General features: G+C 67.9%; 7 protein-coding genes and 3 pseudogenes. 3 read left to right on the top strand and 7 right to left on the bottom strand.

The features are described from left to right. Positions 1-306: 306 nt before the first annotated feature. Positions 307-630 (top strand): annotated as a pseudogene (locus tag ABZY11_RS25650) (transposase); the annotation flags it as partial. After that, positions 584-775, top strand: a pseudogene (locus ABZY11_RS25645) (hypothetical protein); the annotation flags it as partial. The pseudogenes ABZY11_RS25650 and ABZY11_RS25645, both read left to right, overlap by 47 nt. A 143-nt stretch (positions 776-918) precedes the next feature. On the opposite strand, the gene ABZY11_RS25640 reads toward ABZY11_RS25645, so the two are convergent. From ABZY11_RS25640 to ABZY11_RS25620, 5 genes are all read right to left on the bottom strand, one after another. Then, positions 919-1,275 carry a zinc ribbon domain-containing protein YjdM gene (locus ABZY11_RS25640; RefSeq protein WP_356481383.1) on the bottom strand — a complete coding sequence of 119 codons (357 nt, stop codon included), beginning with the start codon at positions 1,273-1,275 and terminating at the stop codon, positions 919-921. 121 nt (positions 1,276-1,396) lie between these two features. After that, complete coding sequence (locus ABZY11_RS25635) at positions 1,397-1,723, bottom strand: hypothetical protein (protein ID WP_356481381.1); 327 nt, start codon at positions 1,721-1,723, stop codon at positions 1,397-1,399. Further along, positions 1,720-2,136 (bottom strand): pyridoxamine 5'-phosphate oxidase family protein, encoded by a 417-nt coding sequence (locus ABZY11_RS25630; RefSeq protein ID WP_356481380.1) that lies wholly within the window; start codon positions 2,134-2,136, stop codon positions 1,720-1,722. The genes ABZY11_RS25635 and ABZY11_RS25630 overlap by 4 nt, the downstream gene beginning before the upstream one ends. Next, positions 2,133-3,848 carry a SulP family inorganic anion transporter gene (locus ABZY11_RS25625; RefSeq protein WP_356481379.1) on the bottom strand — a complete coding sequence of 572 codons (1,716 nt, stop codon included), beginning with the start codon at positions 3,846-3,848 and terminating at the stop codon, positions 2,133-2,135. Before ABZY11_RS25625 ends, ABZY11_RS25630 begins: the two co-directional genes overlap by 4 nt. Further along, positions 3,845-4,186: a metalloregulator ArsR/SmtB family transcription factor gene (locus ABZY11_RS25620; RefSeq protein ID WP_356481378.1), complete on the bottom strand. Its 342-nt coding sequence runs from the start codon at positions 4,184-4,186 to the stop codon at positions 3,845-3,847. The genes ABZY11_RS25625 and ABZY11_RS25620 overlap by 4 nt, the downstream gene beginning before the upstream one ends. Before the next feature lie 250 nt (positions 4,187-4,436). Between ABZY11_RS25620 and ABZY11_RS25615 the strand changes: the two are divergent. After that, positions 4,437-4,634, top strand: a pseudogene (locus tag ABZY11_RS25615) (serine hydrolase); the annotation flags it as partial. Positions 4,635-4,990: 356 nt separating this feature from the next. Here the strand turns inward: ABZY11_RS25615 and ABZY11_RS25610 are convergent. Beyond that, positions 4,991-5,869 carry a hypothetical protein gene (locus ABZY11_RS25610; protein WP_356481377.1) on the bottom strand — a complete coding sequence of 293 codons (879 nt, stop codon included), beginning with the start codon at positions 5,867-5,869 and terminating at the stop codon, positions 4,991-4,993. 971 nt (positions 5,870-6,840) lie between these two features. Continuing rightward, complete coding sequence (locus ABZY11_RS25605; RefSeq protein ID WP_356481376.1) at positions 6,841-8,934, bottom strand: DUF6351 family protein; 2,094 nt, start codon at positions 8,932-8,934, stop codon at positions 6,841-6,843. Between the last annotated feature and the right edge of the window lie 262 nt (positions 8,935-9,196).

The raw sequence follows: 9,196 nt of genomic DNA, 5'->3' as shown, positions 1-9,196 counted from the left end.
CGCGTTCACGCAGTTCATCGGGGTACTTACGGGGAGCAGCCATGATCGGCATCCTTCCGGGTCTTCGATGTCTCCATCAAACCCGGGGCGATTCACGGACCAGATGCACGTCTGCCCCCTCGACCCCGATCCGCTGACCGGTCTGTCAAACGAACGGCTCTGTCGCACTTTCGGTGGTGACGGAGTGTGGTTGGTGTCGTTGACATGACATGCGAGATGTCAACGAGCTTGTAGACATGGTGTTTTCTGGGTTATCGCCGCTGGTCATCGAGGATGTAGTCGACGAGAGCGGGCGGACCACGGTGCCGCCTGTTATCGGCTCTGGCCGTTCGTCTATCGCGCCACACCGCTCTGCGTGCCCTGCTGCGGATCCCTTTGCCCGGGCCGCGGGCGCCCCGGGTGCTGGGCGTCGATGACTTCGCTCTGCGTCGCCGCCACCGCTATGCCACCGTGCTGATCGACGCCGAGACCCACGAGCGGATTGACGTGCTGCCCGACCGCAGGGCCGAGACGCTCCAGGCGTGGCTGCGTGATCAACCCGGCGTCGGGATTGTGTGCCGCGACGGCTCCGTGTCTTACGCCGATGCGATCCGCCGGGCTCTGCCTGATGCCACGCAGGTCAGTGACCAGCGCGTTCGGTGCGGCAGCCAGATCGGTGTGGACGGTGATCGGGATGTGGCGGTTGACCGTGAGGGTCCGCATCCACCGCACCCGCCCCGCGCACGGCCTGGCCGCCACGCGCTTCCGCCACTACGAGGCCCGCTCCGGAATGCCGCTGCTCCACGATCACCTCCTTCTGTCACTCCGGGCCCTGCGCCCGGACGATAGACGCTCGATCCCCGGCAGACAGGCGGTCCCTTCCTCCGCCGAGGACGGGACCGCCTGTTTCTGTGATCAGCCCGCAGGCCGAAGTGCGGGTCAGGCCTTCTTGACCACGCTGGACTTGAGCTGCATGGGGCCGAACCCGTCGATCTTGCAGTCGATGTCGTGGCCGTCGACCCCGTCCACGAGGCGGATGTTGCGGACCTTGGTGCCCGCCTTGATCCCGGACGGGCTGCCCTTGACCTTCAAGGTCTTGACCACGGTGACCGTGTCGCCGTCGGCAAGCACGTTGCCGACCGCATCCCTGGTCACCCCGTCCCCGGCGCCGCTGCCCGCGGGCTCGGCGGACGCAGGCGACCACTCGTGGCCGCACTCGGGGCAGACCAGGAGAGCGCCCATCTCGTAGGTGTACGCGCTGGAGCACTCGGGGCACGGCGGCAGCGTCTCGGTCATATCACTCATGGTCTTTCCTTGTCTTCTTCGTTCCTGTGCATCTCTTACATCAGGCGCTATGTCGCCGTGGTGCGGGCGCCGGGCCACTCGTCGCCGCACCACTGAAGCTGCTCACCGGTCACTACCGGCGAGCGGTGAGGGCAGCGGGCAGATCACAGTGCACGGGGATCGGCGGATGAGTGCCGTCCGGGACCAGCGAGCCGTCCGCCGGGATCGCAGCGAGCTCCAGGTGCCGCCCCTCGTCGGCGAGTTGGCGGGCCGCTTCAGTCATGGCCGGCTGCCCGCCCACCGACCAGCCACGCAGTTCGGTCAGGTTGGGATGGCGCCGGCCGATGCCCCACTCCATCAGGACCTGTTCGGTGGTCTCGCGGGCGATCCGCACCGCCGAGCCCATCGCGGGCAGCGTCAGCACATGCCGATAGGGCAGGGCTTCCAGCTGGGCGCTCATCGGGCGGCCTCGGCGTGGGCCAGGCGGAACCCGGTCACCGTCTGCGGACGGATCCGCACCAGGGTGTCGTGCGGGCCGTGCGCCCAGCCGGGCAGCGTACGACGGTAGTGCGCGGCCTCGTCCGGATCGGTGATCACTTCGGCCGGGCCGGTGGCGGTCACGGTCCAGCCGGTGCCGCCGGCCACCTTGATCTCGTCCGACTGATAGGTGAGCTGGGTCCGCACCGACAGGGCGGCGGCCTGGGCCGGAGTACGGACGATCAGACGCCCGTACTCCAGGATGTGGACGGCCGGACGAAGCACCGGCTGCTCCCGCTGGACATACACCAGGCGGCCTTGGGCGGCGCTTTCGAGCAGCCACAGTGCCTCGGTGCCGGAGACTTCGACCATGTGGCGTGCGGTGGGGGTGGTCATCGGGAAGCCTCTTCGGTGTCGGGGGTGGCGGGCAGAACTCCGGCCTGGTGCAGGTGGGCGCGGGCCCCGGCGATCGCCTCCGGTGTGGTGGCGTACTCGCGGCCCTCCAGCTGGAGCAGGTCCAGGGCGCCGACGGACTGCAGGGCTTGGCGCTGGCCGGGACGTATCCCGGAGGTCATCACGGCGATGCCGCGCCGGTTCAGCTTCGACACCGCGTCCTTGAGCACCAGGGCGCCGGTCGCGTCCATCGTCGACACCCGCGACAGGCGCAGGATCACCACCCGCACGTCCGCCACCTCGGAAAGTTCCAGCAGGAAGCGGTGGGCGCCGGCGAAGAACAGCGGCCCGTCGATCCGGTAGGCCACGATGTGCTCGGCCAGCAGGGCGTGCTCCTCCTCGCTGTGCTCGCCGGGCAGGTCCGGGCGGAAGTCGACCTGGTCGATCCGGGCCTGGTTGGCGACCGCGCGCAACGCCAGGGCACCCGCGACCACCAGGCCGATGATGACCGCGTAGACGAGGTCGAGGGCGAGCGTGGCGGCGGCGGTCAGCACCAGGACGATGGCATCCGAGTGGGTCGCGCGGGCCATTGCGCGCAGCGCGCCCACCTCCACCATGCGGATCGCGGTCGCCAGGAGCACCCCGGCCAGCGCGGCCAGCGGGATCTTGGAGACGAGGGGTGCGGCGGCGAAGACGATGACCGCGAGGACGGCGGCGTGGGTGAGGGCAGCGAGCCGGGATCCCGCGCCGGTGCGGACGTTGACGGCAGTACGGGCGATGGCCGCGGTGGCGGGCACGCCGCCGAACAGCGGGGCGGCCAGGTTCGCGATGCCCTGCCCGAACAGTTCCTTGTCCGGGTCGTGCTGCTGTCCCACCGTCATGCCGTCCGCGACGGTCGCCGACAACAGCGACTCCAACGCGGCCAGCACAGCGACCGCGACGGCCGGAGCGAGCAGCGAGCCCAGCGCGGACAGGTCGAGGAAGCCGAGCGAGGGGGCGGGCAGCCCGGAGGGCAGCTCGCCGATCGGGGCGGCCGCGTCCAGGTGGAAAAGCTGGGCTGCCAGGGTCGCCGCGATGACCGCGACGATCGAGAACGGGATGGTGGGGCGCCAGCGAGTACCCAGCAGCATCACCACTGCCACCGCGAACGCGAGGATCACGGCGGTCCAGTTGGGGGTGCGTACGAACTCCTCGACCGCGCGCCAGGTCACCACCAGGACCTTGTCACCGTCCGGCTTGGCCACCCCGAGCGCGTTGGGCACCTGCTGGAGGCCGATGACGCAGGCGATGCCGAGAGTGAAGCCCTCCACCACCGGCGCCGGGATGTAGCGCATGTACCGGCCGGCCTTCAGCAGCGCGAGCGCGATCAACAGGACACCGGCCATCAGCCCGACGGTCAGCACCCCGCCGGGCCCGTACTGGGCAACGATCGGCACCAGGACGACCGTCATCGCGCCGGTGGGGCCGGAGACCTGGAGGTTGGAGCCGCCGAACAGTGCGGCAAGGGCGCCCGCCACCACAGCGGTCGCCAGCCCGGCTTCGGCGCCGAGACCGGAGGAGACGCCAAAGCCGAGGGCGAGCGGCAGCGCGACAATGGCGACGGTGAGGCCGGCGAGCAGGTCGCGGCGCGGGTTGCGGGCCATGACGGCGAAGTCGGCGCGGGCAGGCAGCAGAGCGGAGATGCGGTCCCAGGACCGGGCAAGCAGCGCACTCACCGGGCGGCAACCTCGGCTTCCCGCAGCTCTTCCAAGAGTTCGTTCTGCCCGGCCAGCATCTCGGTCAGGATCCGCCGGGCGGCCCGCATCAGCTCCGCCACATCCCCGCCGGCCAGCTCGTACACCACGGTCGAGCCCTCACGGGTGGAGGTGACGATGCCTGAGCGGCGCAGCACCGCCAGCTGCTGGGACAGTGCCGAGGGCTCCACCTCGATCGCCGCGAGCAGGTCGCGTACCGGCATCGGTCCGCCCTGCAGCAGCTCCAGCACGCATATGCGGACCGGGTGCCCGAGCATCCGAAAGAACTCGGCTTTGGCCTGGTACAGCGGAACCGGCACGGTCTCCAGCACTCCTCATCACCCGGGCACCCGAGGCATTGGCTAGTGCCGTATCCGCGGCTACCTGCGGACACGACCAACACAGCATGTAATGAATTGCAGAGTTTCGCAATTCGTTCATTGGCGGAGAGCCTGGTGATGCCCTTGAGTGCCTCGCCCCTCGCCCTCACGTGCGGATGCCGGATCTGGGCCCCGGGGATCACCACGCTGACGGGACGAGACCCCACGGCGGCGAAACCCGGACATGTCCATGGCGTACAGCACCGATCGCATCGAGCACCTACTGGCCGAAGGCGTCCGCGAAAAGGTCTACCCCGGGGCCGTCCGGGCCGTCGGTACCTCCGCCGGTATCCACGCTTCGGGTGCCACCGGCGTCCTGGATCCCGACGAGCCGGACTTGCGGATGCGATCGGACACCATTCTCGACGCGGCCGGTCCCACCAAGATCAAGGAGCCTGGACCAGGTCGCGGCCGAGCGGACCTGGCGCCCCGCCGGGCATGAACTCCTCGCGCTTCGGCCCGCTGCCCCCTGAGAGCAGGCAAGGCAGTTCCAGCAAAATGCATCCAGGTCATGGCTCGAGCCTCGTCCGCCAGCAGACCAGTTGCTGCGGCCACTCGCTCAACTGCGAGGTCGCTATGGGAACTCCGCTCCGGCTCCTGCCCCGGGATCAGCGGCTTCGCGATCTCCCGCAGCCCGTCCGGAACAAACCAACTCCAAGTGCCCCGCCCCGTGGACAGCACAATGCGCGATCGCTATACAGGACACCATCTTGCTCGTCCATGAATTCCTGATGCTGCGCCGGTTCAGCCGGTCTGGGTGTAGTGCTGCAGATAGAGGAAGATCGAATTCCAGCCCGATCCCACGTTGACGATGTGCAGCTGACCGCCCGATGGACCGAGGTCCCAGGCTGCGATCCCCTGAACCTCATCCCCGGACTCGACGTCCTGATGGAACTCGTAGGCAACCTGACCGGAGCTGATGTCGATCGAGTGAACCGACTTCGCCGAGTCGTCCACGGAGGCATAGAGCTTGCCCTGCCACATCGCGGCACCCTGGATCCTGCTCAAGGGCTGTGACAGCGTCACGGTCCTCACCACAGGAAGCGTCGAACCGGCCGGAAGATTCAGCAGGTCTTTCAGGCTATAGGCGACTAGTTTGTTCGTGCCCTGCGCGGCATCCTGATCCCAGGGCGAGGTGTAGACGAGTCCCGCAGCAGCATCCACCGCGACCCACGGCACCCCGCCCGGCATCTGTGCAAGGGGCAATTGCACATAGCGACCCGTGTAGCTCAGGTCACTCGCGTTGTACAGCGCCAGCAGCGGATGCCGGTAGCCACTGTCACCATCCTCGATCGGCGCGATCACATAGCCGCCGTAGTACTCCACGTCCCCTATGTGATCGCTGCCGTACGTCCCGCTCAGCTCCCAGGGAATCGGGGCCACCGATGATGCGACCTCCGAGTCGTTGGCGACGGTGGCCTTCACCATCCCGCCGGGCCCGGCGTAGTAGAAATACGTCCCGTCCGTCGCCACACCCTGCCCGCGCTCCAGCGCATTGAGCCCTGTCCACCGCTGATAGTCCGCCGTCCGTGTCCAGGTCGCGGCCATTGCGGGAGATGCCGCACTCCCGATGAGTGTCGCGGCCGCGATTGCCGCGACCGCCGAGATCCTGCCCAGCTTCATCTGATTCCACCCTCCCTTTGTTCTGCAATGCGGAACGTCGCTTTTCGGGGGCGAGTGGATTACAGCAGCGACGGACGACCACCGTCAATGAGCAGTGGTTGAACACCGGTTCACCACGAAACGAGGCAGCGAATCGATGACTGCCCGGTGGCAGTGGTAACGACGGCGGTGCTGGACGGGCAGCCGGCGGCCGTCGCCGGCAGGGAAGACAATTCGGTGCAGGCGTGAGATCCGACCAGTGATCGGCAGGCCGGCTCGGAGTCGACGTTTCCCTCAACAGGGTGTACTGGCAGTGGTACCGGGCGGTCGGCTGATGGCGTGCTTCGACCAGGAAATCGCGGTCTTGTCTCCCCCGCAGCTGCGCACCGACGACGCCGAACTTCCCCGCCCGCTACCGCGCTCCCCCGTGGCGGTCGGCTCGCCACGTTCCTCGACGGCTCGGCGGCGCTGACCGAACCTGTCGCGAAGGTCGCCCACTCTCATCGATTGGCATGAACAGGCCTTGACCGCTGGCGTCGTGACTCCACAACGCGAGCAGGTATCAGACGTCGGGTCGTACCGTGCCCCTCTGCACTGGGCCGAGGTCCGCGCGGAGACCCGCAGGGGCGGTGTGACCCGGCTGCGGGTCCGCCGGGCGAGTTCACCGGTCTTCGCTTCCCGTACCACGTACGGCGGGCCCATCTGCCGCGCACGATCCGGCACGGCAGATGGACACGTCGGCCGGGGCAGTGCGGCGGCACCTTCCACGAACCCCAACCTGCTCGATCAGCCCGACCAAACCCATAGGGGCACCCCACACCCCGATCCTCTCCTCCCCCACTGACGGCAAGGAGAGGAAGAGAAGAGGGGTGACGATGCTTCAGCGGACCGGAAACACGTGCTGACCTGGACGAACAGGGGAGCTCACCACCACTGGCACCAGAGCGGGAGGTCGCACCTGCCCCCGTTTTGGCTCACCTGCCGCGATCCTGTCACTTCCGGTCGAAGGAGAGCCATGTACCGGCGAGGTCCTGCTGACCCGCCCCGGGCCTGGACCAGTCGCAGACACCGTCCCGGAAGATCGCCTTCAGATCCTTGAACTGGCCGTCGGTCACCGGCACTCGGTAGTCGGAGCGGATCACGGGACGCTTGCGGCACTTGACGATGTCGTTGGCCACATCGGCTCCGGCGACCATCCGCGGCGATGTCCACACCGGGTAGAGGGTGTTGCACTCGGTGTTGTCGATGCCCTCGACCTGGGGCTCCGCGATCTTCTTCGCACCGATGCCACGGGTCCAGCAGGCGTCCGTGAGACCCTGCGGCTGGTGGCGGACGATCTTCTCGATCGGGGTGTCGTTGCCGGAGTCTCCCTTGATGCCGGTGAGCCACTGGTCCATGTCGGACAGCATCCCGGCGAGAGTGAATCCGTGCCCGTTGGAGCGGGTGAGCATGACCTGGTTGGCGTGGGTTCCGTTGGCCTTGTCCAAGCGCGCCCGGGTGGAGAAGGAGTGGAAGCGCATGTGCATGTCACCGGCCGCCGCGTCGTCCGTGTAGTCGCGGTAGTCGATGATCGGAACGTCGGCGAGGCCGCCACCGCCGTTCAGCATACGGCCCGTGCGATAGGCCGTCCGTACCGCCTTGAGGTCGGCGACGGTGCGCTCCGCGGCGGGCTTGGCGTCGTCGTCGAGGCCGCCGATGCGCCGGTTCAGGTCGATGAACTGGTCCATGTCGATGGTCCCCTTGTTCAGGGCCTCAAGTCCGTACTGGATACCGGTGTTGTCGAGCGGCCTGCGCGCCTTCCCGGTCTCCGGCACCTCGCCGTAGACGTTCACGGTGTGGCTGTAGACGTCACAGCGGGCACCGTCCGGGTTGGTGTCGGGGTCGTAGCGCTGTCCCTCGGGCAGCTGGGGCGGGCAGAACACCGTAGGGTCGATACGTCCGCCGGCGCGGGCCAGGCTGCCGATGCTCTCCCACTTGCCGAACCCGGAGACCGCCTTCTGCTGCTCCTTGGTGAACGCGTCCGGCGCGACATCCTTGAAGTAGTGGTTCAGGAGCTGGGCGTCGCTGAGCGTCTGAATCGTCCCGAAGCCGACATCGGGGAAGCTGCAGCCGGAGAGGATGCCGTCCAGCAGACCCGGGTAGTTGTCGGCGATCTGGTGGGTCTGGTACGAGCCGCCGGAGCAGCCGTTTCCGATGGTGAAGGCCGGGTCGCCGTACGTCTCCACGAAGCGTTCCTTGACCATGCTCATGGTCTCGGCGGCCAGCAGGTCGTTGCAGTTGTTGCCGAAGACGTTCAGCGTGGACGATGCGACGCCGTAGCCCTTGCTCAGATACGTGTCGTTCATGATGCCGACGGTGTTGCGGCCCTGGACGTACCAGCCGCCGTTACAGCCCCCGCCGAAGCCGTACACGAGGCGCCCGTTCCAGCCCGGCCCACGCTGCAGCGGGTCGGGGGTACCGGCGTTCGGGTCGTGCAGCACGGCCGTCTCGTAGATGCCGCGGTTGATGGTGCCGGTCTCTACGCGGACGATGTACGGCACCTTCTTGCCCGCGCTCGTCGTGGCGGTCGCCAGGTCGGCGGGACGGACGTTCTCATCGGGCAACGGAGCGAACTTGCCGGCCGTAGTGCGATACATGTAGTCGACGCGGGTCTTGACCGAGCAGTCCTTGTCGATCGGCTGCCCGAGGGTGCCGCCGGTGACCGTCTTGAACTCGGCGGTGTCACAGACGAACGGCTGCTCGTGCGGCCCGGCGAAAACCGGCCCTGTGATGGGGTGGTTCTTCAGGGTCAGTTGTCCGGAGTCCGCGCCCTGCGCCCTGGCCGTGAGCCTGTTGTCGCCGTTGGACAGCTCCTTCACCACGCCCATCAGCACGTTGTCGCCGGAGGGCCGGAAGCGCGAGGTCACGTCCCGGCCGTCCACCTCGACCCGGACTTTGTCGGCCGATATGGATGCGGGCACCTCGACACGTATCAGGGCGTCGTCTCCCGACACCGTGCCGGGCCGCGACGACACGGCTGTCACCTGCAGCTTCTCGCGTTCCTGGCTGCCGGCCGGCGTCGCCGACGCGCCTACCAGCACGCCCATGAACGCTATGCCGACAAGGCCCAGTTCGACTGGTCTCGCGGCTCCTCTGAACGACACGACGGAACTCGCCTCACTTCCTGGAGTCGGAATTCGTACTCAGTGTGCAGACGCGGGCTGTGGGCCCGCCGGGACGGTGATGCGCATGTCCCGTTGTCGTGGGTGTGCGGCTTCTCAGCCGGTAACCGGAAGGGGCCCGGGTCCTGTCCGGCGTCCTGTTCGGAACCGGATGGGGCACAAGGGTTGTACGCGGCCTTCGCTTCCG

The organism is Streptomyces sp. NPDC006510, from assembly GCF_040611955.1.
Classification (GTDB): domain Bacteria; phylum Actinomycetota; class Actinomycetes; order Streptomycetales; family Streptomycetaceae; genus Streptomyces.
Note: the sequence above shows the minus strand (reverse complement) of the source record. Positions and strands in the feature narration are given on the sequence as shown.

Bases quoted from the DNA above. Each gene is read 5' to 3' on its own strand.
- ABZY11_RS25610 (WP_356481377.1), bottom strand. From the start codon at position 5,869: ATGAAGCTGGGCAGGATCTCGGCGGTCGCGGCAATCGCGGCCGCGACA.
- ABZY11_RS25630 (WP_356481380.1), bottom strand. From the start codon at position 2,136: ATGACCACCCCCACCGCACGCCACATGGTCGAAGTCTCCGGCACCGAG.
- ABZY11_RS25635 (WP_356481381.1), bottom strand. From the start codon at position 1,723: ATGAGCGCCCAGCTGGAAGCCCTGCCCTATCGGCATGTGCTGACGCTG.
- ABZY11_RS25640 (WP_356481383.1), bottom strand. From the start codon at position 1,275: ATGACCGAGACGCTGCCGCCGTGCCCCGAGTGCTCCAGCGCGTACACC.
- ABZY11_RS25605 (WP_356481376.1), bottom strand. From the start codon at position 8,934: ATGGGCGTGCTGGTAGGCGCGTCGGCGACGCCGGCCGGCAGCCAGGAA.